This window comes from Sulfuricurvum sp. (genome assembly GCF_030691015.1).
GTDB lineage: Bacteria > Campylobacterota > Campylobacteria > Campylobacterales > Sulfurimonadaceae > Sulfuricurvum.
Genome location: NZ_JAUYFF010000019.1, coordinates 203,057 through 228,603, shown reverse-complemented (window position 1 = coordinate 228,603; position 25,547 = coordinate 203,057). Strand labels below are relative to the sequence as shown.

Sequence of the window (25,547 nt, the reverse complement as noted above, 5' to 3'; positions counted from 1 at the left end):
TTGGTCTGCAGCAGCTTGTGCAGCCGCTTGTTCTGCAGCAGCTTGTGCAGCCGCTTGTTCTGCAGCAGCTTGTGCAGCCGCTTGTTCTGCAGCAGCTTGTGCAGCCGCTTGTTCTGCAGCAGCTTGTGCAGCCGCAGCATCAACTATCGTTTCTGCTGCCGGTGCTTCCAGCACATCTGTTGATTCTACCGTTTCCACGGCAGCTTCAACTGCGTCAACATCTGCAGTCACTTCATTTTCCGGAGTCAATCCGATTAACCCATCATTGAAAGCTGCCCCATTTGTATTGAAAGCTGGCCCGTTATTTAAATCCAAAATATCATGATCAAGAAACGCTCTCGCCACAAAATGTTCCGGTTCGATCGATCCTATAATCATTTCTGGATCAATACTCATGGTCCAATCACTTGAATCAACCTTGCTCACAATTTGCTCAGGCTCTATCTGTGTATCTTGCGCATCAAACGGTTCTTTGGAAATAACACTTTCACTGAGCGTGACCACTTCATCTCCGCCCAAAACAAGTTTATCCCCATTTACAAGCTCAATCTCAAGTTCGCGACTACCGCCGCGCCCTTGAATCACGTCATCTTCGAAAAGGAGTGTCCCTGGTGCTAAGATCTTTAATGACCCATCACCTGATTTAACAATATACTCTCCATCAATACGGGTTACTTCACCAATCGCTTTTGACATGACTTGCTCCATTTAGGAAATTTTCAGTGTCAAATTATTCCATACTATAGAGTGAAGGTCAATTGTCCGATCGGACAACTTTACATGTCGGAGAGGACGCTGGTATGAAGCTCTTTCAGTTCATAAACCAGATGATAATAAAGAAGATATTTATTTTTTAGCGTATGCGCTTGAAACGAAGGATCGATCATATCTAAGATTCTGTCAATTTGGGCATTGGCACTTAGCTCTAATATCAAATCTTGTTTCAATTTCGAATATTTTACCAAAGCCAAAAGACAAATATAGATAATATAAAAATTATCAACAATTTTTTGGATCATTTTATCGCTGTCTTCCTCAAGTCGATACTTAATTGTGGCCAGCGCCGTTTCAAGATCGTGTACTTGATCTTCCGCCCATTGGTACTTTGATGCAGAAATACTCAACTGATACCATTTTCTTTTTTTGCTCTGTGCGATAAAATTTTTTACATAATAACGAAGTTTTTCTCCGTAGTGTTTTAATCGAATTAATTTGTTGAAATTCTCTTCGCTGATGGCTGAATAGGGGTCATCTCCCTCGCTGAGGGGTCTATAATATTCGATATAATGAGAAATAAATCCGTTTATTTGTCCGCAAAGCACTTCACCTGAAGCGTTTACATCGATATGACACATCATCAATAAGATATGCTGAAGATGCTCTTCATCGGCATTAGACAACTCCTCTTGACACATCGCGACAATCCCGTTAAAAGCTCGAATGGACAAAACCGTCACTTCAGCCGCCTGCGGTTGCTCCTCTTCAACCTTTTGTGCCGCATAAGGGGCAACGTCAGCCAAATAACGCTCTATCGCTTTGGAGCCGTTCTCTTGATAGGATTTAGACATACCCTGCCTCTTTGACCCACAAGGCAAGACTCACACGATCATTTAATCCCAATTTCTTATAACATGAAAGAAGATGTGCTTTTACCGTACGTTCTGTGATCTCCAGTACCTCTGCTATTTGATGATTACTAAGCCCTTGCGCAATGTATCGGGCAATCTCCCGTTCACGCTCGCTCAATATTTCGAACGACTCTTGTCCGCTCTCACTCGGAGTACCTCGATAATCGATATGACGAATCAAATCATTCATAAATCCAGGATCAAACCAGCTTCCCCCTGATTCAAGAACACTCAGCGCACTCTGGAGATGAACCGAGCCGATATGCCTATTGGCATATCCTCTGACCCCCATACGCAACAGAGGATATCCCTCTTCAAAGGTAGGAATCGCACTCATGACCAAAACAGGATAGGGATACTCTTTTAAAAATTCTCCCAATGCGTGGAATGTCATCTGAAAGGATTGAATATCCAAGATGACAATAAAGGAATCTTGCGTTTTCTCATCGGACTTCATCTCATCGAAAGAGAGCCAAGAATACCCAATCTCGGATAGTTTAATTCCAAGAGTTTTGACAAACGATTCTGATTCACTTACTAAGATTATGCGATACATTTATTTCTCCGTAAGGGCATTTTGACGCGCTTTGATGATCGGTTTCATCAAATACTGTAAAATCGTCTTTTTGCCGGTAAGGATATCAATATTTGCCGTCATACCCGGCATAATTGTGACCTTTGCTAGTTTAGAGTTGATAGCCAGTTTTTGATTGATCTTAACTTTCACCAAATAATAGCTCTCTTGCTTTTGCTGATCGATAATCGTATCCGAACTGATTTGGTACACTTCACCCACCATTCCACCGTAAATCGAAAAATCGTAAGCGGAAAATTTAACAATTGCTTTTTGTCCCGGATGAAGGAATCCTATATCAGAAGGTTTGATTTTTGTTTCGATCAGCAGGGAGTCTTCGGTCGGAACAATCTCGGCGATATCCATCCCGGGACGCACCACACCGCCGACGGTATTGATAAACATCTGCTTCATAACACCGGTTACCGGAGCAATGATTTTAGAGCGATCGACTTGATCGGATAACGGCATAGAACTCGTATCAATCCGCCCAAGTTCCGCATTGGTTGCACTCAGTTCAAGCTTCGCTTTGTTTTGATAATCTATTTTTTCCTGAAGCATCTTCTCTTTGAGTTCCGCTACCGCATACTCCAGCCTTGGAATGGAGTTTTGAGCCTCTTCCAATTCTCGTTCTATTCGGCTCCGTTCTCGTTGAACCTTCCAATAATCACTCTTGGATTCAACCCCTTTTTGAAACATCGACTGAGAAAGTGCTTCCTCTTTAGCGATCATTTCTCGAGTTTCCGAGAGAAGTTTCGCTTTTGATTTGGCATCCGAGAGTTCGCTTAAGCGCTGATTCATTTGTTCATTCAAAATATTTATTTTACTAATGAGTAGACTTCGATTCGAGTGAAATACCCCCTCTTCACGCTCAATAAATCCATCGAGTTCTTGCCGCTGGGGTGGATCTATCGAAAAATTCCCCATTGACGCTTCCGCTTGGAGACGATAGAGTTTTGATTTTAATTCATAGTATTGGATTCGGTTACCGTCAAATTCACTTTTGGGTTTTATATCACTTAAACGAATCAGCAAATCCCCTTTTTTGACGCTGTCCCCTTCATTGACATGTATCTCTTCAACAATCCCGCCCTCAAGATTTTGAATCACCTGCAGATGGGTAGAGGGGATTACTTTCCCCTCCCCTTTGGTAATTTCATCGACCTCTGCAATACTCATCCAAATCAATGTTCCGCTAACCAGCGCCAAAACCGACCATAAAAAGATACGGGATGATTGCGCCGTATTGCGATTTGCCGCCGTGGAGAGACTGGACATATACTCCAAATCGGAATCGTCAAAACCGCGATCGTTAGAGAATTTCATCACTTACCTCCTGCGAGTTTTTTTAACACGTCTTCTTTAGGACCATCCGCCACTATTTTACCCTCTTCTACCACCATTAAGCGATCGACAAGATCAAGGAGTGATGTCTTGTGAGTTACAAGTATGACTGTTTTTCCGCCCAATACTTCTTTAAGATTGTGTTTGACTTTCTCTTCGGTAAGGCTGTCCATCATATTGGTCGGCTCATCCAAAAGGATAATCGGTACATCCGAGATAACGGCGCGGGCAATGGCGATACTTTGACGTTGCCCACCTGAGATCCCCTCGCCACGCTCACCGACATTCATCTCATATCCTCTAGGATGGCGATTTACAAAATCTTCGACACCGCTGATTTTCGCGGCACGGAAAATCATCCGCTCATCGGCGGAAGGGTCGCGATAAATGATATTATCCCGTACCGTCCCCTTAATCAACGATAGATCCTGCGGAACATACGCGATGCTTTTACGCAAATCAATCGGATCAATTTGGAACATATCGACACCGTCAACCAATACAGAACCTTCACTGACGCTGTAAAGCCCTAATATGATCTTCTCAATCGTACTTTTACCCGATCCGATCCGTCCGACTATCCCGACTCGCTCCCCTGCTTTGATTTTAAAACTGACGTTTTTCAAAGAGTATTTATCCTCATCGGGATAGCGGAAAGAGACATTTTTAAACTCTATATCCCCTTTTAATCCGACACGTTTCAAAAATTCAGTTCCGTTAGGATGTTCTGCGGGCATTTGAATGATTTTGCTTAAGGTGTCATAGGAGCTTTTAACGTTTTGATAGCTGGAAATCAAGGCGGCAACCTGCCCCATCGGTGCCATCGCCCGCGACGTGAGCATGACGATCGCGATCAAAGCCCCCATCGTCATTAAACGATCCTGAATCATATAGACCCCGGCGACAATTAGCATTACGGTTGTCACCTGCGTCAAAAATCCGGTGACGGTAGGGATTGAAGCCGTGAGTAATTTTGATTTAAGACTGACATTGGCTATATGACCGTTTGCCTCTTCCCATTCGTACTGAGACCTTCCATTCGCACCCATGGTCTTAATCATCTCTAGATTCATCAAACTCTCAACCAAAACACTGTTTTTATTGGCCGATGCCTGATGGGTCGCTTCAATACTTTTTTGAAGCTGGGGCTTAATGGAAACGGTATAGAGTAAGATCAATAGTCCCATAAAAATCGGAATAAAGACCATCAACCCCCCGAGCATCCATATAATGATTAAAAAGATAACTAAAAACGGCATATCGACCAATACCGTCAGCGTAGAGGATGAGATAAACCCCCTCACCGATTCAAAATCTCTCAAATTATTGGCAAATGATCCGACCGATTTCGGGCGCGCTTCGAGTTTCATATCGAGCACTTTTTCAAAAATGATCGACGACATAATCACGTCACTTTTTTTAGCGGCCGTTTCGAGATAATAGCTGCGGGTAAATTTCATCAGTGCTTCCAACACATACACCAAAACGATACCGCTGGCTAATACCCACATCGTCTCCATCGCATCATTAGGGATAACACGGTCATAAACGTTCATAGTAAAGAGGGGGCTGGCGATAATACCGATGTTGATAATCAACGAAGCGAGAATAACATCACGGTAAATAAAACGGGACATCCACAATGTCCCCCAAAACCAATGCCCTGTCGTATGATCGGTCGCTTTTTGGGATCGTTTTTCGAGGGCATACTCTTTTTTCAAATAGAAAACGTACCCGATATACTCTTTTTCAAGTTCGGTGATATCAACCCATGTTTCAGATTCATCCAATTCGGGCAAAATAATTTTGGCTTGTTTTCGATCCTTACTATACGATTCGAGGATACAAGCCTTTTTTCCGTTGAGAATCAAAATTGCCGGCAGTACCAGCGGAGATATTTCAGAAAGTTTTTTATGGGCGATACGGCTGGTGAGACCGGCTTTACGGGCAGCACGGGAAAAAAGCCCTTTGGAACTGTTGGGGGCAAACAGTTCAGGGGTGCTCTCACCCGGTTTAAGCGGCAGATCAGAGGTTAAGGCTTCAGCACTGTAAGGGGTGTGATACAGCTTGGTAAAAAGGACCAGACATTTTAATAACGGATCGGTTTTATCATCGTATTTAAGACTCATTGCTTACCTTTATATAGTGCTTTCATCTGGCTTATCTTCCCTTTTGCGATTCTTCTAACAGTATCCCGAGTTCTTTAAGCCTCTCATCCAATGATTTGGCTTTTTCTTTAGGGGGCGACACAAATTCAGCTTTTGGTTTTGGAACACACCGTTTTTTCCAATACAGCGCTTTATCTGTATTTTTTACCGTCCCTATCCCCTGCTCATACAAGTACACCAGTTTGCACTGACTCTGCAGGTCTCCCGAACGTGCCGCTTTAAGATGGTATGCATACCCTTTTTGATCCTGTGTAACGCTCTGAGAAGTTACGTTACCCTCCGCTTTAGGGAGATTGATCTCTTGAGTGTTCATCTTTAATGTCGGAATCATCGGGTATTCTCCGACGGAGGGGGCAAATTCACTGTTAGTAGGGATAGGATCGGTGGACTTCATCCCACTTTCTTTATCCGTCTCAATATTAAAATAAGAGACTAACTCATTTTTTGCCGCTAATACACGGAAAAAAGAGTAGAGAAGATCATACTCGTTTTCAATCGCTTTACGACGAGCCGTACTGTATTCATTTTCAGAGTCTAAAAGATCGATCAAACTTCGCCGTCCCAGATCAAACTCTTCATGGTAAAAATGTGTCTTATCAAAATTTGCTTCACGATAGAGATCTAAAAAAGGTTTTTGACGATTAAAGACGGTATAGGCATTGTAGGCAATCGCCATTTTTTCCATCACATCACGCTTCAGCGACCTAAGATGTTCCATTGCATTATACGTTTGGCTCAGGCTTCGTTTAACCCGTGCTTCATCGCCCCCTCCGTTATAGAGGTTATAGCTCAACGTCACCATGGCGGCGGCTGTTTTATCAATATTTCCGGTACCGTTAGCATTATCATAGGTACGTGAGTTAAGTTCCGCATCAACTTTCGGATAATAGGTGCTCCGTTCCAGATCAACCGACTCTTTCGCACTTTCCACTTCCGATTGCCCAACCATAACCGATACGTTTTTTTGGATCGCATCCTCCATAGCCTCTTCGAGTGTCCGAGGAAGTAAAGAAGAGTTTATAGAAGGTTTTTGAAGTGTTTTGATATCTAAATAGTGCCCTGTTAATGTGTGTAATATATTCGCTGCATCGTTATAATTGTTATCTTGTGTTAAGGCATTAACATAACTAAGGGAGAGCTTCGCCAAGGCTTCTTTATGATCAGCAACTCTACCGCCGCCTGCTTCAAGACGAAGTGAAATCTTTTGATAGATTTTTTCATGAGTTTTCGAATTATCACGCTCAACTTCCAATAATTCGTGCGCTTTCAGCACATCCAAATACCCCTTAATCAAACGCAAAGAAAGATCATTTACTTTTTCATCATATTCAAAGGACTTCATTTGAATATGATGGCGCTTAACCCTCATTTCCGAATCGGTCATGAAGCCTGAAAAAAGGTTCTGAGAGAGGGTTATATTGGTATTCACCGTTTTAAAAGAACGACTCTCAAAACCGGTCATTTGTGTGTTAGCACGCTCTTTAGCAATACTGCTTCGAACATCCAGTTTCGGTAAATAGCCTGAGCGGGAAATATCAAGTTCATGATACGCTGCAGAAAGTTCTTGGTATTTTTGTTTTATTTCAGGATTCGTATTAAGACTCTCGTGTAGAGTTGATTTCAAATCAAGTGCGCAAAGATTCAATGAAGCTAATACAAAAAAGGTTCCAAAAATAGTAGGAAAAGTAACTGCATATCTACCCATATAGGTTCCTATTCTTTGATATAATTTACAAAAAAAAACAAGTTAAAAAAAATTAGTCACACATTATAACACACCAAATGGAGGAAAGAGGAAAGAAAAACTGAAGATATATGGAAAAATATATCTACTCCCGAAGGAGAGATTAGATGCGTGCGTAAGAGACGCTAATACACGCGTTAAGGGCAGAAAGTTCTTTAAGAGTTTTATCATTAACCGCAGAGTCTACGATAATAACAGCGAGCGCTTCACCGCTTTTATTACGACCCAAACGGAAATCGGCGATGTTCACTTCATGTGCGGCAAGAAGTGTACCCACTTGACCGATAACCCCCGGAACATCCGTATTTTTAAAGAGAATCATGTTCCCTTTCGGTTCAACATCGACACCGAAACCGTTAATGTCGACAATACGCTGAACATCATCACCAAACATCGTTGCACTGATCTCGATAACATCTTTGTCCGTTGTCAAACGTACCGTTACGAGATTTTTATACACCGGGCTCTCTGGCAGTGATTCGGTTTCCACTTTAATACCGCGCTCTTTTGCCACGAAATCGGCATTAACGTAGTTAATCGTATCCCCGGAGATATCGGCCAAAGCGCCGACGGTAACAAACGTTGCCAAAGAGTTTACATACTCTGAAATATCACCACGACCGCTTACTTTGACCCCTACAATCGGTGATTTGTTGATTTGAGAGGCCAAGAAACCTATTTTTTGACTCATTTCTAAAAACGGTTTAACAAACGGAGGAATTTTTGTCTCGTCGATCGGCAAATTTAACGCATGCGGATACGCAATCCCTTTTGCCGCTTCGATTGCTTGCTGTGCTGCTTCTACTGCTATGTTATATTGAGATTCAAATGTATTGGCACCCAAGTGAGGAGAGACACAAATATTGTCCAAATCAAGTAATTTATGATCTATTGCCGGTTCTTTGTTAAATACATCGATTCCGGCGAATCGCACTTTACCCGATTTAAGCCCGTCATAAAGAGCCTCTTCATCGTATAACCCACCGCGTGCACAATTGATAAGGACAACTCCGTCTTTCATTTTCGCGATTTCATCTGCACCGATCATACCGACCGTCTCTTTATTTTTCGGCGTATGAATCGTGATAATATCACACGCTAAAATATCTTCAAAATTAGTCGTATATTTGGCACCGACGTCGGTCGCTTTTGAAGGATGAATATACGGGTCATACGCGATGACCTCCATCTCAAACGCTTTAGAGCGGATACCGACTCGACTTCCGATGTTTCCGAAACCGATAACACCGAGTTTTTTCCCTTTCAGCTCATATCCGTACCATTTTTCACGTTTCCAAACACGTTGATTTTTCAAATGGTCATGGGAATACGGGAACATACGCATACAGGAGAGCATATGGGTCATCGTGAGTTCAACCGCAGCGATGGTATTCGCTGTAGGAACGTTCATAACGATGATCCCCTCTTTTGAACATCCGGGAATATCAACATTATCCACGCCGACACCGGCACGGACGATCGCTTTCATTTTCCCTTTTGCAGCGGCAATAAATTTATCATCAACATCGGTTGAACTACGGGTGATAGCGACATCAGCTTCTTTGATGACATCCAAAAGAGCTGTTTTATCCATATCCGCAGCAAAAATCATCTCTATTCGCTCATCACGGCGAAGAATATTGAGTCCCTCTTCGTGAATATGATCACAAACAACAATTTTAAATTTTTCCATTATTTTTCCTCGGTAAACGGCGCCACTGTCGCCGTGATTTGGTAGGTTTTTAGTTTTGTTACAAGTGATTGCAGTTGAAACTGATCGGTTGAATCAACCGTGATATATTTCATATCCTCATTATTTTGCATAACATAAGGGAGTGTACTTTGTTTCAGCTCTTCTATAACCTGCAAAAGTTCATCCGAATTCTGAGGTTTGATCGTGAGTCTGTACATTTCGGATACAGCGCTCTCGCCGCCCATATCAAGATTCAACGTCACTTCATTGACCGGATAAAAGTATCCGTTCTCCTCCGTAGTGGAAAAATGACTGATCCAGCTTCCCAATTTCCCTTTGAGTCCCTCAGAGGATTTTATCTCATCGTTATTTTCTGTCAAACTCATATTGGGCGCAGAAGGATTTATCTGCACCAAAAATAAGACGATGAAAAGTGCTACCGCGAAGGCTATAAGGGGAAACAGCCAAAAAGCAGCACGTCTCATTGAATTTATTTCAATTGATCTTTAATCAAATCACCAAGACTGTGTGCGTCATTGTCATTGATTTCGTCCAACATTTTTTGATCGTTAAGGCGCTCTAATTTTTTAACGGAGAGACGAATACGATCACGTTTCGCATCAATAACTAAAATAGCCGCTTCGATGGTTTGACCGATTTCAAGCTCTTCAGCGATGAGAGGATAAAGGTCTTCATTACGGATAAGGGCATCTACACCCCCTTCTAATGAAACGAATACACCAAAATCTTTCACATCACGAACCGTTGCTTTTACTACTTCATTCATTTTATGATTGGTAGCGAATTGATCGATCGGGCTCTCTTCAAGTGATTTGCGGTTCAACGAAATTTTTTCATCTTCCGCATTGATTTTTGCAATTTTTACTTCGATTTCATCACCCACAGTGAGGGTCTCTTTACATTTAACATTTTTGTCCCATGAAAGATCTTGGTTATGCAATAACCCCTCTACTCCGCCTACTTTAACAAATGCACCGAAATCGGTTAATGACGTGATAGTACCTGTAACAACATCACCCTCTTTGAATTTTTTGCTAAATTCTTCGAAAGGTTTCGGTTGAAGACGTTTGTACGATACGCGCAATTTATGAGTTTTAGAATTGATTTCGATAACTTCAACATCAATTTCTTGACCGACCGTGAGGTAGTCTTTAGGGTGTTTGATATTTTTATCCCATGTAATTTCAGAGATATGAAGGAAACCTTCGATGTCATTTCCAAGATCGACAAAAATACCGTACGGCTCGATGTTGCTGACAGTAACGGTGATAGTATCACCCTCTTCCAACGCCTCTTCAACTTCTTGCCACGGATCGGATTGTACCGCTTTGATGGAGAGAGATAAATGACGCTTGTCTTTATCGTATGAAATTGCTTTCACATTAACAATGTCGCCCTCTTTGTAGAGTTTTGATGGGTTAACCGGCCCTTTGTAGCTGATTTCATTGTAATGAACCAACCCGTCAATTCCGCCGACATCAACGAACATACCGTAGCTAGTGATCTTTTTGACGGTACCTTGGATAACTTTATCCTCTTCCATCAATGCATCGATAACCTCTTTTTTACGCTTACGCTCATCATTGAAAAGCTTGCGACGAGAAACAACGATTGAAGCCTCAGCAGCATCAACTTTTACCACTTGTGCTTTGATCGTTTTACCGACTACTTGATCGGTCTCTTTGAATGCAGCAAGTGAACGAGGAAGGAAGAAATGGACATCATCCGCTTCCAAAAGGTAGCCCCCTTTGTTTTTCTTCGTCACCAATGCTTCGATCACGATAGATTCGAAATCTTCTTTGTGTGCATTGATAAATGCGAGCGTTTTCTCTTGCTCAAGCACTTTTTTGTACGAAATTTTTGGGCGCTCATTGTAGTGACCCATAACCATAACCATAATTTTATCGCCGACGTTAAAAAGAAGTTTTCCCTCAGCGTCACGGATTTCATCCAGTGAAAGGATCCCTTCGAGTTTTTCACCGACGCCTACCAACGCGCGGTTGTCACTCTCTTGAATTTCTACTACTTCACCTTCTGTAATGCGTGTAGATTCTTGCTCTTTGAAAGATGCCTCTAACATCTCAGCAAAATTTTCTTCTTCGAACGATTCGTTATCGAAAGCCATGCCTATCCCTTGTAACTAAAAATTGGCTGATTATAGCGAAAAAATGCTTGTTTTTTGATTTATAATTGAGAAATATAAGATGAAATTTTGCTCTTTATAAAAAGAAAATGATACGCATTAATGAAGAAATCGGGGGGATTCCCCGAAAATTGTTTAAAAGCGCATCATCCCCTGAATAAGGAACTTGTTAGAGTTGGTATGGAATTCAGTTTCAGTAGTAGGTTTGCGTTCGTCAGCGAAGCCGTGTGCAAGAGTCGCTTTTAGATCGAAGTTTTCATAGTTTAAACTGTAGCCCAAACCGATTGCATTGAGGGTACGGGTATTATCGTCATTGTTGAAGAGTGTATCGTTCTTCCAAATACGTGCGTGATCGAGGAACATACTGGTGTTATGGATGATTTGGCTGATTTTTGGTAAGTTGTAAATCAGATCAAAGCTGATGGCATATCCTTGGTCACCGCTGAGTTCACTGTCTTCGTACGCTCGTACACCGTTAGATCCCCCGACCGAGAGATCTTCGGCGGAATCAAGGTTATTTCCAAAGCTCTTTTGGGCTTTTAAGTTGGTTTGAAGTGTGGTGTTCTCTAAAAGATATTGACTGTGTGTCAGGTTTAGATTGGCTTTCATATAGTTGCCGACGCTGTTAAGCCCTGCATCATTGACATACGCAACATCATTCTCCATTCCGATATGTCCTGTGGTGACTCCAGCAGAAGCGTAAAGGCTACCCGGAAGACTCAAGAGAGACGTGTTACGTTTGTCACTTAGTTTTAGGGTTAGTGCATCGAGGCTTTTTTGGCTCTCATCAACAGCTCCGGTTGCACCGCTTGAGTCTTTCATATCTTTATGGTCGTAATCCATTTGGATACTTTGGGTATGGGATCGAGTTTTAATATAGGGATAGGCAACATACGCGTTGTAGCTGTTGGTTTGACCGTATCCTTCGTAGTTGTTAATCTCATCAATGATGTATTTGGTGATACTGGCACTGACTCCCCCGTTAAGACCGTTGTAACCCAGTGGTCGGTCGTATCCTGCACGAACGTTTTTAAGATCACTTGTGTTGGAGATCATTCCGCTTAAGCTTAGGGTATCGCCGATACCGCTTAGGCTGTTGATCGAAGCACCTGCACTCAGGCGGTTCTCTCCGGTATAGCGTGAACCGTAGTTATCACCTATAGCATAGGCTGTGTATTTAGGGGTTGGGGATACGGTGATACGAAAGTCACTGCTTCCCACTGCCTCTCCGGGATAAACTTCGGCATTGGTAACTTGAGCACCTGAGAGATCATTGATGAGGAGCATTTGACGCTCTAAGCTCATGGTAGAGACGAGTTCTCCCCCTTTGAGGTGATCCATAAATCCTTGTACTTCTGCAGTATCGACCAACGAAGTGTTTTTCATATCGAATGCGCCATAAGTTCCTTCGATAATCGCGATCTCGACACTATTATTTTTCATATTTTGTTTTGGAATATATGCACGGGCAACGAAATAGCTGTTGTCACGGTAGTATTTGGTAATGACCGATGCCACTTCTTTAAGACTATTAATTCCGAGTTCTTTTCCCTCATACGATTTTACGAGAGAAGCGAGAGTTTCGGAACTAAAAGCAGTATTACCGCTGAAGTAAAATTCTTTGACATAAAGGGTAGATTGTGGTTCTAATTGTTCGGCTTGGCGAACTCGATCAGCTACCATGGTATTCTGAACATCGTGTTGGGTTTCTTTTGCAGATGATATTGAAGAACTAGCTGATACCTCTTCTTGCTTTAATAATTCAGGATCATTGATGACTTCACTATGATTTTTTGCAGATATTGTGATAGTAATAGTATCTTCATGAATATCTTTTTTATAAACATAAGCATGAGCATTTACAAACCCTTTATTACGGTAATATGCTGTAATTTCATCAGTAGCATCAAGTATTGATTTAACATTTAGCTCACGATTATTATAGTCAACTATAACTTTCCGTAATTCGTCTGCTTTAATACTATTATTCCCTCTAAAAAGAAACTTTTTTATTTTGACCGTATTGTCTTTGTTTGTTACAACTTGTCGATCAAGTAAATCATTTTTTTTAATAATTTTTACAGGTGGAGACAGCTTTTCCACCTCGTCTTTCATTTTTGGTTGCTGCAATTTTTGATCAGAGGTATTGGAATCGCGCTGAATTACAGTAGGTATTTTTTTTTCTTCGATTGGCAACTTCACTGGTTCTACCTGACGTAAAATATCACCTGTATTAATTGGTGCAGCCGAAAGTGCAACAGCACAAATAAGAGATAATGTAAGAGCTTTCTTTTGCATATTTAGTCCTTTTTGTCTTTTTTGGTATTAGATGTCCCATTACTTCCTGCACTGTTATCAACAACATAAAATTCTTGGCTCACACCATTCGGAAGATTTACACCGCCGTTCACCAATTCGACCATACTATTGTTTGCCAGCGGTACACGGATCTCTCCCATCCCTTGTGCCGTTGCCGCACTTTGAAGTTGCTCCATTGTTACCGTTTGTACTGAACTACTACCATCAGTAGATCCGACCAGTCCAAACGATTCGCCGTTAGTTGAGCTTTGCGGCAGGATGGTTTGAAGGAGTGTGTTATTCTGTGCTTGCGTTTGTACTTGTTTCGGTTGTGGTGCCAACGGCGCTACCACGATAGGTGCTGGTAGAGTAACGGTTGTTGAATTGACAATCGTCGTCACGATACTGTTGACTATTTGTTCCTGTACCGGTTCAACAGCTGTTGGTTCCGGTGCTGGCGTCGGAATGGGGGTTGATGCTGTACTCAGTTCAGACAGAATCGTGGACATGTCACGATTGTCAAGAGAGGTTAGATAATTAAACGTTGCTGTACCACTTGCGGCAAGAGTTCCGGCACTTAATATAATTCCCATACCCTGATCTGCTGTTGCTGTTGCACCTTTGGACTGTCCAGAGGCAGTCGTTAGCATATCAGTAATTGTTCCACCAAAAAAAGGTCCGCCAAATCCTACATTGGCTCTTGTATCTGTCGTATAATATATAATTTTGGATTGATTACCGCCTGAAGCCGTTGCATATGCATCGCTATCTAAACTAGTCGCACTCACAACGGTAGAAGTATCACCGGATGAAACTTTTTCCTCAATTTTTAAAATAGTGGAATAACTCCCACCCATATCTTTTGTATTATCAGGATCAAAACTTCTTACAAAAGCTACATTATCTAATGTAGACGCACCCACATTACTCAACGTTACTTTATTTTTAAAATACTTATCATTTATACCTAGAGTAACAAGCTGTTCCGTTTTTAAATTGCCGCCCAAAGTTGTTGTAACTTTTGCAGACATAGTATTATCTGCCCCAAGAGGCAATAGTTCAATTGTCCCTGAGTTCCCCACTGAAACAAAATTCGACCCTGTCGTAGTTACACCGCTGATATCATATTTAGCTGAGAATGCTTCATAAGGAGACCCGGGTAAAAAATAATCGATTCGTAAATCAGCACCCGTACCAAAACCATCCGCATCTCCTGTCATACCGACACCTGATAGACCGCCTTGTCGTCCAAAAAATAAACTCGGTTTACTTGTTGTACCGAATTTACCACCGGATGCAGAGTTTATACCTACTTCAATATATTTCCCACCAAAAAATACATCTCCATTAACCATTGCATAGCGGGTACTTGCCATATCACTCCCTTTTCTCCATTGTAGCGAAGGGGAAGTAACCGTTTTGCCCGATGCTACGCTATAGGTGCTTGTACCACCATCAGCTGTTCCTTGGCCGTAGAGAAAAATAACACCGCCAGCCGATGTTCCCGTATGTGTAATATTTTGATTGACATAAATGTTGTTATAGGCTGAAAGGGTTAACGTGTTATCTGATGACCATGCTATTGCGGAATTAACATTGATATTTCCTTCTGAACCGCTTTCTCCGCTTGATGTATCCAAGCGTGTTCCATCGGTCGTATCTGTGGTAATCTTAACATTGCCACTTGCCAACCCGGTTTGAATCGCTGTAGCCAACGCACCATTGATAGTGATATTCACCGGATCAATCAACCATTCTTCGGCTTGAACCGTAGTTCCTTCGGCAATAGCAAACTCTTTTCCCGAAGTCTCCACAAAACCGCCCTCAGCCTTGATCGTCCCACCAATATTAGCTGTCCCCCCATGAGCAAAGAGGATTACTTTACCTGTCACATCGTTTAGGGTTTGTGCTTCGATAATCCCCGTGTTATTCACCATACCATCAAGAATAGTGTTCAGTGCTTGAGTGGTGAGATACACTTGACCACCGTCAGCTTGGATAAGCCCTTTATTCTCGACGAGAGCATTGAGGGTTCCCTGATCAATCGTGAGTTTTACCAGAGAGTTACCGTTTAGGTTAAGGCTGATCTTCTCACCGGATGCCATTTGGACATTCCCCATCGTTGCGACAATAGTTCCCTCATTTTGGACAGTTTTACCCATCATCGCAACATATCCGCCATTGTGAGCGGTGATGGTTCCCATATTGATAATCGAGTTTTGCGAGTTTCCTTCGAAGACGTAGTTACCGGCTTGGAAATTTGCATCAGTAATGTTAAGAGTAGAGGCTACTAAACCTCCTACATTGATCTGCGATCCGTTAGTAAACAAGACGCCATTGGGATTAATGAGGAATACTTGACCGTTTGCATTCATTGCCCCTTGTATTAGGGATTGAGATGTCCCTACTACACGGTTCAATGTTACCGATTGTGCGGAGGGTTGTACGAAGTTCACCGTTTCACTCGGAGCGATACTAAAACTGTTCCAATTAATCGAAGCTTTATTGGTGGACTGGTTGATCGTGGTGACACTGCCGCTTTGGTTGATAGTAGCTGAACCAGTTGTGACTGTCCCACCGCTTGGAGCAGCAAAACTCATCGTACTTCCGGCTACGAGAGCCGAAACGACAAGGGAAATTTTTCCCCCTTTTAAAATACGAAAACGGGAACTAAAATCGGGTGTGTATTTCATCATTCATCCTTTGAGAAATTTCATTACCATGATTATTCCATCTTAAAATCGCACTAATATCGCACTAATTTATGTTTTTTGCGACATATTTACGATAGTAGTCTGATAGACTGCCATTTACATAATAAATAGGACTATCCAGCGGTGAATACTCTTGAACAGCTCAAAGACAAAACGGTTCTCTTTCTCGAAGACAATGTTGAATTAGCGCTAAATGCAACCAGCTTACTCAATATCTTTGTCCAAAAAGTGCATCATGTATCTACTATTGCAGAGGCTGAATTACTTTTTGAAAAATCGCATATTGATATCATAATCAGCGATATCAAACTCAAAAATGAAAACGGTCTCGATTTTATCCGTAAAATTCGCAGCACAAACGTTCAAATACCTATTTTAATCATTAGCGGACACAAAGACGAAGATTTTTTATTACGCTCGATTCCGTTGGGACTTACAGCCTATCTCCTCAAACCGATTAAGTACGATGAGTTGATTCAAGCACTAGAACAATGCAGTGAAAAGCTAGGGCTAAATCAAATGCAAAAAATAGAACTCAAAGAGGGGTGGTATTTTGATACAGAAAACAAAATACTCATACAAGATGGGGGTAATTTCTCTCTCAATAAAAAGGAAGCCCTTTTTATGGAGTTGATAGCCCATAATCGAGACCGATTAATTACTAAAGATATGATTCAATCAGCCGTATGGGAATTTGAAGATATGAGTGATTCTGCACTAACAAACTTTATCCTCCGAATCCGTCGTAGATTTGGAAAAACGTTTATCTATACGATTCCTGATCTCGGATATCGATTTAAACTTTAATCCAATTCAACAGTACATTCGTCAACATAGTCTTTGAGGGTTTCTACGTAAAGTTTGTATTTCATATCCTCGGTAACGATATGATCGATCAATGCTTTTTTGATAATAAATTTAAGTTTGGTTCGAATCATAGCCAATGTCGGAGAGCTTGTGATCGATTGGTTTACAAATTCGATAATTTCATGGTGTAAATTTCGGTGATACTCGTATGCAGGGAAACCGATCCGTCTCATATAGATTTCTTCATCGCGAAAATGCTCGCTCATATAGCTGTTAAGTTCTCCTAAAATTGCCTTCAATTCCTCTTTAGTCGAAGTGAGCGCATCGAGTGCCGCAATCCGCCCCACGATATCAAAAAGATGTTCGTGCTGAGCATCAATCCCGCTAATTCCGAGTCGGTATTCTTCGCTCCACTCCAAACCTGTTGCCATAATGATGATCCCTTGATTCAAATAATATTCGTTATTATTACTTCTTCATATCGCAAACGGATCGCAAAACAACTGTTACGCATACACCGCGGTCACAATTATCCACTTCCAAACGAGCACCGTATTTTCCAACTATCTCCTTGCACATCGGCAAACCTAACCCGCTCGAAGATATTCCTAAATTCATCCCGCCGCCGTTATCGCAAAACATAATTCTATTCGAACTCACCTCGATGCGTATCGTCGGATTCTCGATCTTTCGCTCTGAAAATACCTGAACCGCATTATTTAAAAGATTGAGCCAAACCTGCATCCATTCGTTTTTAACGCCGTTTAATACGGTATCTTCCCCTTCTATCACCACAAGAACGCCGAAATCAAGGATTTTCGTTTCAATGATGGAAATAGAACTTTCTATCGAATCATACGCAGAAAAATCACTTCTAACACTGTTTTGTTTGTAAAATTCTAAAAAGTTTTGCATGGTATGAGACATAAAATCAATCGTATTTTCGATCTTTTGAGACTGCTCTAAAAGCCACTCTTTTTCTATCGGCTGCCCCATTCTTATCTTGGCAATGGTGAGAAGATTAAGTGAACTGAGTTTCGAGAGCGGCTCACGCCATTGATGGGAAATATTGGCAATCAGGTTACCTATTTCAGCCTGTTTTGCTTTTTGATAGAGCTGATCTTTAATTTGAAGATTTTTCGCCACTTCCAAATGCACTTTTTTACGAAGCAGATAATTCCATCCAATCATTAATGCGCTGATCAGGGCAACCAATGCGAGTACGCTAAGAACAATCATCCCATAAGGATTTTGTTCTCTTATAACCGTTGTATAACGGTTATAAAAACGCTGCATCAGAATCGGATCCATACCCAAAACCAGTTTTTCAAAAATATCTTTCAAAATCGGTTCATCATTTCGGGTTCCCACCGACAACTCGACCTTCTCTTTTAACCGTAATGATACCTTCAACATTCCGGTATGTTCTTTTTGGATGTACGAAGAGACAACCATAAGATTATCGATATAGCCGTATAATTCGCCGGATTCAACGCGGTTAAGACCGTCCGTTATAGACGCTACTTCAACAAGATTGAGATCAGGATAGTGTGTTTTTAACTGTTCCGTTATCACATACCCTTTTACGGAACCTAACTTAACATTTCCCAAAGATGTAATATCTTCCGTAAACGGTTTATCCATCTTTGTAGCCATCACGATAGGCAACGTCACATACGGTGAAGTGAAATCCATGTATTGAAGTCTCTCAGGCGTACTTGAAGCAAGGGAAAGAATATCGCATTCCCGTTTTTTTGCGAGAGTAATCGACTCTTCCCACGATTCGACAGGATGAAATTCGATCGGAACCCCGAGCCGCTTTTCAAACTCACTCATCACATCCGAAGCGATCCCGATATGACGCCCCTCACGAATCGCTTCAAACGGATACCACTCAGGATCGACACACATGACAATTTTTTTCTTGTTCAGTAAATAGTGTTTCTGAGCCGTCGTCATCTGAACATCATTGTTCGAAGCAATAATGTCTTGAAACATAAATTTTCCAAGCTTCTGCCCGACTAAGAGCCTTCCTGACTGAACCAGTTGTTTATAGGCTCGAACGGTCAACTCTTCATTGGCCTGACCAATCGGATAAAAATCGGTCATCATCAATTTTTTTGTCACTTTGTACTCGTATACAAGTGCATCTCTGGATTTTCCGGTGTTGTATTTGTTCAGGAGCAGATCAATAATTTCATCGGGATGATCTAAAGCGTATTTCCACCCGCGATTGGTTGCCTCAATAAACTTTTGCGTCCGTTCAGGATTTTCAAGGGCTTCATTCCGTGACGTAAAGACATTCACGGCACTCATTACAAATCCGTAATCTGCCGGATCGATAACTGAATAGGGGATATTCAAACGATCCAGTTCATACAGCTGATTCGAGCGGAATACTGTAATTGCATCGCATTTTCCGTTAATAAAATCGTTGATATCAAAAGAATGGAGTAAAATAGTTGCATTAGTAGGTGTGATTTCGAAGTGGTTAAGCATCAGTCCAAGAGAGGAGGATCGAAGCTCGTCTTTCGTAGCCATAATCTTCTTCCCGATTAAATCGGCAGGATTATTAATCCCTTTACGTACAGCGAATACGAGGGGAGAGCGTTGTAAATAGGTTCCAAGCAACACAACAGGTGCCGGTTTCCCGCCTGAAATAATAATACTGCTATTATACGAACCGTAAGTGGCTTTACGGTTGATTATATCAGATGCCGTATCCACACTGTTGTGATACTCTCTTAGATCGACATCCAATCCGACATCACGGTAAAACCCTTTTTCTTTTGCCGCTACAAATCCCGCAAACTCATACTGAAATTTCCAATCAAGCTGAATGGATACTTTTTCAAGATTTTTTTGTGACCATAATGATGAAAATAAAATGAATAATACAAAAATGAATCGCATTACATTAAACGGTAATGGATCTTATTTTTTCAATAACCTGATTAATAATCCAGTCAGGGGTAGAAGCTCCTGCACTGATACCGCAAAAAATTTTGCCGCTAAACCACTCCGGCTGTAAATCTTCTTGGCTCTCGATATGATAACTCTCCGGACAAAACTCCTGCGCGATAGAATGGAGCTGTTTTGTATTGGAAGAGTTTTTACCTCCGATAACAATCATGACATCGGCTTGCTGCGCAAGTTTACGTACGGCATCCTGGTTATCAAACGTTGCATTGCAAATCGTATTAAAAACACGTACTTCTTTATGCGTAGCCATCAATTTGCCGACGATTTGCTGATACTCTTCAACTTTACGGGTAGTCTGAGCTACGGTTGCAACTTTTTCACGCAACCGTAAGGCATCTATTTCATCAGGGCTATTGACAACGTACACATTATCTTTGGCATAGCTCTTAACCCCTTTGATTTCAGGATGCGCTTCATCGCCGAAGATGACGATATCATACCCTTGAGCACTCATCTCTTCACAAATTTGCTGCGGCTTGGTCACATACGGACAGGTTGCATCCACCACATTTACGTGACGCTCATGCAATAACGTCAACTCTTGTTTGGGGATACCATGGGTACGAATGACCGCGGTTTCACCCGCTTTAAAGGTATCGAGATTTTCACTGAGGGCGACATTGAAATCGTTTTTAAGCCGATCAATCTCATTGGCGTTATGGATAAGAGGACCATATGTTGCGGAATTTCGGTTCTCTTCGGCAATTTTAATCGCCCGTTTTACTCCGAAACAAAACCCGTAACTCTCCGCCAACTCGATTTTCATCGCTCAACCTTTGTGCAGATTCCCAAAAGTTCAAAAAAGTTCGGGAAAGAGGTGTTGATACACTCGATATCCACAACCTCCATACCGCATTTAAGCCCGGCGATAAGAAAACTCATCGCGATACGGTGATCACCGAAACTGTTTACTACAGCCGATTTTAATTCTCCGCCGAGTACCGCATATCCATCAGGATACTCTTCGGTTTCAATCCCGCAAAGGTTCAAATTATCAACAACCGTTTTAATACGATCAGACTCTTTGACCCGAAGCTCTTCGGCATTTTTAATAACACTTTTCCCCTCTGCACACGCCATAGCGATGGAGAGAGCCGGAAGTTCGTCGATAAGCCATGCGATATTCTCTTCCACTATGACCGCTTGTAGAGGCGCATATTCCACTTTGATCGATCCGATCGGCTCATACCGCTCATCATTGAGTGTATAAGTGATTTTCGCCCCCATACGCTCCAACACTTTAAACGCTTCGATACGGGTGGGGTTAAGGGTAACCCCTTCTATCGTTGCGGAAGAACCGGGGATAATAGCTGCCGCTACCGCAAAGAAGAAGGCACTGGAAGGGTCGGCGGGAACACGGATATCAAGAGGTTTAAGAGGCGTCTTCAGTGGCCAAATTTTCGTCTCAAGAGCATTGATCTCAACACGAGCACCCATACCGCGCAACATCCGCTCTGTATGGTCACGGCTAAGCTCAGGTTCACGAAACGTACACACCCCATCGGAACGGAGTGCTGCAAGCATCATCGCACTTTTTACCTGTGCCGAAGCGATAGGAGAGGTATAATCAAATGCTTTAAGGGATGCTCCTCGGATGGAGAGGGGTGCGAGATCACCATTATTACGGCCATCCAGCTTTGCTCCGATAGAACGCAACGGCTGAGTGACCCGTTTCATCGGACGGCGTTTAAGATATTCATCGCCCGTAAGGATAAAATGTCCCTCAGCCGAACTGAGAAGCCCGCAAAAAAGGCGCATTCCGGTTCCCGAATTACCGCAATCGAGTATTTCGGACGTTTCCTGTATCCCGTTGGAACGGATGGTGATTATTTTCCCGTCATCGGTGATCTCTGCCCCAAGATGTCCGACGATTTTGAGGGTGTTAAGGGTATCTTCCGCGCGGAGAAAATTCTCGATTCTGCTCTCCCCCTCCGCTAAAACAGAAAACATCGCACATCGGTGCGAAATTGATTTATCGGGCGCAATCGCATCACTTTTAAATTCGAATGGCTGTGCAGAATAAACCTTGGCGGACATCATCTCAAACCTGCTCCCAACTCATCTTTAAGACCGCTGAGAATCCACTCCATAGCGGCATTGATATCCTCTTCTTCGAGTGTTTTTTCATCCGATTGGAGGACAAATCTAAGGGTAAGACTCATCTGTTCTCCCAAGTTCTCGGATACATAACGGTCTACCGGATAAAAACGTCTTACTTGTGCAGAGGCGTGTTTTTCGATCACGGCTTTAATGCTCTCATACGTCACCGCTTTGGAGATCAAAATACTCAAATCCCTAAAAGAGGCTTGATATTTCGAATACGGTTGCGCTTCGATGAGTCCATAAGGGAGGCAATCGGTTTTGAGTTCACACATAAACGTTTGAGCAAGGTCAAATTCTTCTTCTACTTGAGGATGAAGGCGGAACAATTCACCCGCTTCTTCACCGTTGATCATTACTTTTGCACACACATACGGATGGGCTAACGAGTGGCTTGTGGTATGCGATACCAGTTCAAACGATCCCGCTACATCCGCGATCAACTTCGTAAAAGAAGCAAAATCGATAACGGCAGGTTTACCCGCATTGGAAATCTTTTCATTCTCCATGGGACCCGATACGATAAATCCGAGACGCTTTGACTCGCGGCGCTCGCTGTCAAAAACCATCCCTGCTTCAAACAAAGCAATTTTCTTTTGATTTACTTTGACATTGGCAGACGCCGAATTCAAAAGTCCTACCAAAAGGGTCGGACGTAGCGTATCAAAGGTAGCCGTGATCGGGTTTAAAAGCTCTTTTGAACTCTCAGTACAGACAAATCCGAATTTTTCTACTTGCGCACGTTCATTAAAGACAAAATGGACAGACTCGTAAAATCCGCTTTGTGCAGCGCGATGGCGATACAGTCGCGTTTTTTTGTACTCTGCCAAATCACTGCTCATCTGATTTGCTTCAGCAAAAACAAGAGGCTTGGAAGGGATATTGTCAATTCCGACAATACGGACAATCTCTTCGATAATGTCTTGTTTATTCACAATGTCATGGCGAAATTTAGGAACCGAAATAGCGAATGTAGAGCCTTTAGGCTTACCGATATCTAGCCCTAGATTCTTAAAAATCTGAGTGATACGTGTTTTATCGATTTTAAGACCGATAAACGATTCAAATTCAGATTCAACCATACTGATAATACGAGGTTCATACGTCGTGGTTAACTCAATATTTCCCCCATATACTTGCGACGTTGAATATTTTTCAAACAATTCCGCTGCATATCGGATACCCATTTCAATAGTCGGCTCGCTTCCGCGTGACGTACGGTAATAATGAGGACAGCTAGGGATTTTCTTCTCCCCCATTTGTTTTGCAATCACTTCAGGAGCGATATAACTCGCTTCGATAATTGCCAACCCCTCGTTAGCACTAAAATGAGCCTCTTTTTCTTGAGAGACACCGATGACAGAAACTTTTCCTTTGCCATACAACGACGCGTAACCGTTTTCATCATTTTCAAGGGTAATAATCCCTTTATTTTCCACATCTCCGAATTTTTCAAACGGATAGGCACGTAAGATAACTCCCGTACTCTGCGTCGCATAAAATAATATTGCATCAACGGTTGTGGTATACGCTTGATCAATAATTGCCAAACGGAGGGAAATGATCAAAGGAACAGTGAGTTCTTTAACTTCTACGGCACTGAATAACAAATCTGCATTAAACGTTTCCGTATGCTGCAGTTGCAAAATTCGTCCGATCCCCAAGCGACCCTCTTGGTTATCTTTGATATTCTTCTCACGAAGAGGACGAGAAAGTGCTGCACGCAAATCGCGCGCAATTCCGTAAATACTCAAGCAATCACCGCGATTGGCGGTCAGTTCAATCTCGATAACATCATCATTGAATACACCGTATTCATTGAGATTTTTACCCTTTACCAATTCACCGATACTCTCATCGAGGATCATAATTCCCTCACCCATAGAAGGAAGGCCAATCTCTTTAGCGGAGCAGATCATACCGTGGGAATCGACACCGCGCAGCTTTGCCTCTTTGATCTTAAGACCGCCGGGAAGTTCCGCACCGACCGTTGCTAACGCAATGTATAGTCCTGCACGAACATTCGAAGCACCGCACACAATCTGGCGCACTTCTTTCCCGACATTAACTTGACAAACATTGAGTTTATCAGCATCAGGATGTTTTTCACACGACTCGACGTATCCGACAACCACTCCATCAGCGACACGGACAACGTCATGAGCATCTACTTCCAAACCGATCGAATTTAATGTTTTAAGCAACAGATCGGTGCTTACATCAGTAAGATCGATCCATTCATTTAGCCAATTTTTTGTTACGATCATCTAAACTGCTCCAATAATCTCGTATCTCCCTCAAATAAAGAGCGTAAATCACCGATTCGGTGGATCAGCATCGCAAAACGCTCAACCCCTAAACCGAACGCATAACCGCTGACATTCTCATAACCGACCGCTTTAAAAACGTTCGGATCGACAATACCGCAACCGAGAACTTCGAGCCATCCTGTTTTCGAACAAACTCGGCACCCTTCCCCGCCGCAGAAAATACAGCTGATATCGACTTCAGCTGAAGGCTCCGTGAACGGGAAGAAACTCGGTCTGAAACGGACTTCGACATCGCCGAACATTGTTTTCAAAAAATCTTCGAGGATAAATTTGAGATTGGCAAAAGAGACTTTTCCCGCCTCTTCAACAACCAACCCCTCTACCTGATGAAACATAGGAGTATGGGTGATATCGTAATCGCGGCGAAATACGGCGCCCGGAGCAATCATCCGAATCGGCGGTTGAGTAGAGAGCATAGTACGGATTTGTACCGGCGAGGTATGGGTACGCAACAGCATAGAATCTTTAAAATAAAACGTGTCCTGCATATCGCGTGCCGGATGGTATTTAGGGAGATTCAACGCTTCGAAATTGTGAAAATCATCTTCCACCATCGGGCCCGTTTGTACCGAGAAGTTCATCGCAACGAAATACTCCACGATTCGATCCATAGTCTCCATAACAGGGTGCAGTGATCCGTGTTCCGTAGTGGCGGAGTAAAGACTTACGTCAATCGCTTCCGCTTTCATCGTCGCTTGCAAATGTTCCATTGCTAAGAAAAGTTTACGATCGACCAAAAGGGCATTCAACCCCTCTTTGTGAATATTTAACTCTTTGGCAAATGTCCCTTTTTCCGCGTCAGGAACATCTTTCATACGGGCGAACTCAGCGTTCATTATCCCTTTTTTTCCGAAAACGGCGATTCGGATCTCTTCGATTTTATCAATCGAGTCAGCCGATTTTATAGCGTCATACCACTCTTGCAAAATAGAGTCTCCATTGATGATTTTCTGAAAGCTTTTAAATACGTTATCACTATTTCTGAAAGTGCTTTCAATTTA

Annotated in this window: 18 protein-coding genes; 1 reads left to right on the top strand and 17 read right to left on the bottom strand. The window is 42.3% G+C overall.

Annotation, left to right across the window (positions count from 1 at the left end; translation table 11 throughout):
• From Q8O20_RS11935 to Q8O20_RS11885, 11 genes are all read right to left on the bottom strand, one after another.
• Positions 1–696, bottom strand: a 696-nt coding sequence (locus Q8O20_RS11935) for a hypothetical protein (RefSeq protein WP_305531374.1), incomplete at its 3' end; no start/stop codon positions are given.
• Positions 697–776: 80 nt separating this feature from the next.
• Positions 777–1,568: a hypothetical protein gene (locus tag Q8O20_RS11930; protein ID WP_305531373.1), complete on the bottom strand. Its 792-nt coding sequence runs from the start codon at positions 1,566–1,568 to the stop codon at positions 777–779.
• Positions 1,561–2,184, bottom strand: a complete 624-nt coding sequence (locus Q8O20_RS11925; protein WP_305531372.1) for a response regulator transcription factor — start codon at positions 2,182–2,184, stop codon at positions 1,561–1,563. Before Q8O20_RS11925 ends, Q8O20_RS11930 begins: the two co-directional genes overlap by 8 nt.
• On the bottom strand, positions 2,185–3,528 hold the full coding sequence (locus Q8O20_RS11920; RefSeq protein WP_305531371.1) for an HlyD family type I secretion periplasmic adaptor subunit: 1,344 nt from the start codon (positions 3,526–3,528) through the stop codon (positions 2,185–2,187).
• On the bottom strand, positions 3,528–5,675 hold the full coding sequence (locus Q8O20_RS11915) for a type I secretion system permease/ATPase (protein WP_305531370.1): 2,148 nt from the start codon (positions 5,673–5,675) through the stop codon (positions 3,528–3,530). The genes Q8O20_RS11920 and Q8O20_RS11915 overlap by 1 nt, the downstream gene beginning before the upstream one ends.
• A 31-nt stretch (positions 5,676–5,706) precedes the next feature.
• On the bottom strand, positions 5,707–7,419 hold the full coding sequence (locus Q8O20_RS11910; RefSeq protein WP_305531369.1) for a TolC family outer membrane protein: 1,713 nt from the start codon (positions 7,417–7,419) through the stop codon (positions 5,707–5,709).
• 142 nt (positions 7,420–7,561) lie between these two features.
• Positions 7,562–9,151, bottom strand: coding sequence for a phosphoglycerate dehydrogenase (gene serA / locus Q8O20_RS11905; protein WP_305531368.1), 1,590 nt, complete (start codon positions 9,149–9,151; stop codon positions 7,562–7,564).
• Complete coding sequence (locus Q8O20_RS11900) at positions 9,151–9,636, bottom strand: hypothetical protein (RefSeq protein WP_304740980.1); 486 nt, start codon at positions 9,634–9,636, stop codon at positions 9,151–9,153. Before Q8O20_RS11900 ends, serA begins: the two co-directional genes overlap by 1 nt.
• 5 nt (positions 9,637–9,641) lie before the next feature.
• On the bottom strand, positions 9,642–11,297 hold the full coding sequence (locus Q8O20_RS11895) for a 30S ribosomal protein S1 (protein ID WP_304740978.1): 1,656 nt from the start codon (positions 11,295–11,297) through the stop codon (positions 9,642–9,644).
• Positions 11,298–11,450: 153 nt separating this feature from the next.
• Complete coding sequence (locus tag Q8O20_RS11890; RefSeq protein ID WP_305531367.1) at positions 11,451–13,613, bottom strand: POTRA domain-containing protein; 2,163 nt, start codon at positions 13,611–13,613, stop codon at positions 11,451–11,453.
• 2 nt (positions 13,614–13,615) lie between these two features.
• Positions 13,616–16,309 (bottom strand): filamentous hemagglutinin N-terminal domain-containing protein, encoded by a 2,694-nt coding sequence (locus Q8O20_RS11885; protein ID WP_305531366.1) that lies wholly within the window; start codon positions 16,307–16,309, stop codon positions 13,616–13,618.
• Between the two features lie 141 nt (positions 16,310–16,450).
• On the opposite strand from Q8O20_RS11885, the gene Q8O20_RS11880 reads away from it, so the two are divergent.
• Entirely contained in the window at positions 16,451–17,134 is a 684-nt protein-coding gene (locus Q8O20_RS11880) for a response regulator (protein ID WP_305531365.1), read from the top strand.
• On the opposite strand, the gene Q8O20_RS11875 is transcribed toward Q8O20_RS11880, so the two are convergent.
• Genes Q8O20_RS11875 through pheS form a run of 6 tightly spaced genes read right to left on the bottom strand, consistent with a single transcriptional unit; the run spans position 17,131 to position 25,472 of the window.
• On the bottom strand, positions 17,131–17,565 hold the full coding sequence (locus tag Q8O20_RS11875; protein ID WP_305531364.1) for a bacteriohemerythrin: 435 nt from the start codon (positions 17,563–17,565) through the stop codon (positions 17,131–17,133). The two genes, Q8O20_RS11880 and Q8O20_RS11875, sit on opposite strands and share 4 nt — an antisense overlap.
• Positions 17,566–17,602: 37 nt before the next feature.
• A complete protein-coding gene (locus Q8O20_RS11870; protein WP_305531363.1) occupies positions 17,603–20,047 on the bottom strand; it encodes an ABC transporter substrate-binding protein in 2,445 nt (814 codons plus the stop codon).
• A 4-nt stretch (positions 20,048–20,051) separates the two neighbouring features.
• The gene (locus tag Q8O20_RS11865) at positions 20,052–20,882 is read right to left on the bottom strand and encodes a 4-hydroxy-3-methylbut-2-enyl diphosphate reductase (RefSeq protein WP_305531362.1); all 831 of its coding nucleotides are present in this window, start codon (positions 20,880–20,882) and stop codon (positions 20,052–20,054) included.
• Complete coding sequence (gene aroA, locus Q8O20_RS11860; protein ID WP_305531361.1) at positions 20,879–22,156, bottom strand: 3-phosphoshikimate 1-carboxyvinyltransferase; 1,278 nt, start codon at positions 22,154–22,156, stop codon at positions 20,879–20,881. The genes Q8O20_RS11865 and aroA overlap by 4 nt, the downstream gene beginning before the upstream one ends.
• Entirely contained in the window at positions 22,153–24,483 is a 2,331-nt protein-coding gene (gene pheT, locus Q8O20_RS11855; protein WP_305531360.1) for a phenylalanine--tRNA ligase subunit beta, read from the bottom strand. Before pheT ends, aroA begins: the two co-directional genes overlap by 4 nt.
• Complete coding sequence (gene pheS / locus Q8O20_RS11850) at positions 24,480–25,472, bottom strand: phenylalanine--tRNA ligase subunit alpha (protein WP_305531359.1); 993 nt, start codon at positions 25,470–25,472, stop codon at positions 24,480–24,482. The genes pheT and pheS overlap by 4 nt, the downstream gene beginning before the upstream one ends.
• Positions 25,473–25,547: the final 75 nt, after the last annotated feature.

Coding starts and splice junctions, on each gene's coding strand:
- Q8O20_RS11865 (WP_305531362.1), bottom strand. CDS start 20,882: ATGAAAATCGAGTTGGCGGAGAGTTACGGGTTTTGTTTCGGAGTAAAA.
- Q8O20_RS11930 (WP_305531373.1), bottom strand. CDS start 1,568: ATGTCTAAATCCTATCAAGAGAACGGCTCCAAAGCGATAGAGCGTTAT.
- Q8O20_RS11895 (WP_304740978.1), bottom strand. CDS start 11,297: ATGGCTTTCGATAACGAATCGTTCGAAGAAGAAAATTTTGCTGAGATG.
- Q8O20_RS11920 (WP_305531371.1), bottom strand. CDS start 3,528: ATGAAATTCTCTAACGATCGCGGTTTTGACGATTCCGATTTGGAGTAT.
- pheT (WP_305531360.1), bottom strand. CDS start 24,483: ATGATCGTAACAAAAAATTGGCTAAATGAATGGATCGATCTTACTGAT.
- Q8O20_RS11910 (WP_305531369.1), bottom strand. CDS start 7,419: ATGGGTAGATATGCAGTTACTTTTCCTACTATTTTTGGAACCTTTTTT.
- Q8O20_RS11925 (WP_305531372.1), bottom strand. CDS start 2,184: ATGTATCGCATAATCTTAGTAAGTGAATCAGAATCGTTTGTCAAAACT.
- Q8O20_RS11875 (WP_305531364.1), bottom strand. CDS start 17,565: ATGGCAACAGGTTTGGAGTGGAGCGAAGAATACCGACTCGGAATTAGC.
- Q8O20_RS11885 (WP_305531366.1), bottom strand. CDS start 16,309: ATGATGAAATACACACCCGATTTTAGTTCCCGTTTTCGTATTTTAAAA.
- Q8O20_RS11890 (WP_305531367.1), bottom strand. CDS start 13,613: ATGCAAAAGAAAGCTCTTACATTATCTCTTATTTGTGCTGTTGCACTT.
- serA (WP_305531368.1), bottom strand. CDS start 9,151: ATGGAAAAATTTAAAATTGTTGTTTGTGATCATATTCACGAAGAGGGA.
- Q8O20_RS11915 (WP_305531370.1), bottom strand. CDS start 5,675: ATGAGTCTTAAATACGATGATAAAACCGATCCGTTATTAAAATGTCTG.
- Q8O20_RS11900 (WP_304740980.1), bottom strand. CDS start 9,636: ATGAGACGTGCTGCTTTTTGGCTGTTTCCCCTTATAGCCTTCGCGGTA.
- aroA (WP_305531361.1), bottom strand. CDS start 22,156: ATGATGTCCGCCAAGGTTTATTCTGCACAGCCATTCGAATTTAAAAGT.
- Q8O20_RS11870 (WP_305531363.1), bottom strand. CDS start 20,047: ATGCGATTCATTTTTGTATTATTCATTTTATTTTCATCATTATGGTCA.